This window comes from Mesorhizobium sp. M2A.F.Ca.ET.067.02.1.1 (assembly GCF_004023285.1).
GTDB lineage: Bacteria > Pseudomonadota > Alphaproteobacteria > Rhizobiales > Rhizobiaceae > Mesorhizobium.
This window is the reverse complement of sequence record NZ_RZSB01001427.1, coordinates 1-460: the sequence shown is the minus strand read 5'-3', so window position 1 is coordinate 460 and position 460 is coordinate 1. Positions and strand designations below refer to the sequence as shown.

1 pseudogene is annotated in these 460 nt (G+C 53.7%); it reads left to right on the top strand.

Annotated elements, in window-relative coordinates:
• Positions 1-345: 345 nt before the first annotated feature.
• Positions 346-460, top strand: a pseudogene (locus EOA28_RS40775) (MucR family transcriptional regulator); the annotation flags it as partial.

Here is a 460-nt window from a genome sequence, read left to right as displayed (position 1 = left end):
GTCCTCCGCTGTGAGGCTTGGAGATTTCTCCTTTCGTGCGTTTGCCTATGGAGAGTGACAGGATCCGGGCATTGTAGGTGCTGAGCCGAAGTAATTTTCGACGGCTGCTTCAAAGCCAAAACGAAACGGTCCTGCTGGAAATAATTGTTCGTCCACAGCCAAAGCGCCAATCGATCGTTCCGGTGGAAGTTAAGGGTAGCCGATGCGCCATCCATGTGCATTTGGCTAGCGCTTCGCCCTGGAAAGACGGTATTGTGGTAAGACCTAACGCAACTTTCATTGCGTTCTTTGGCTGCTTCATTAATGAAGCCGAGCTTCCCAGAAGCCAAAAGTCAGGAGCACTCCGTGACAGAAGAAGCCGAGAACAACACTGACGCCCTCATCGAGCTTACCGCCGACGTCGTCTCTGCCTATGTTTCGAACAATCCGGTCCCCGTGGGCGACCTTCCGCGCCTGATCG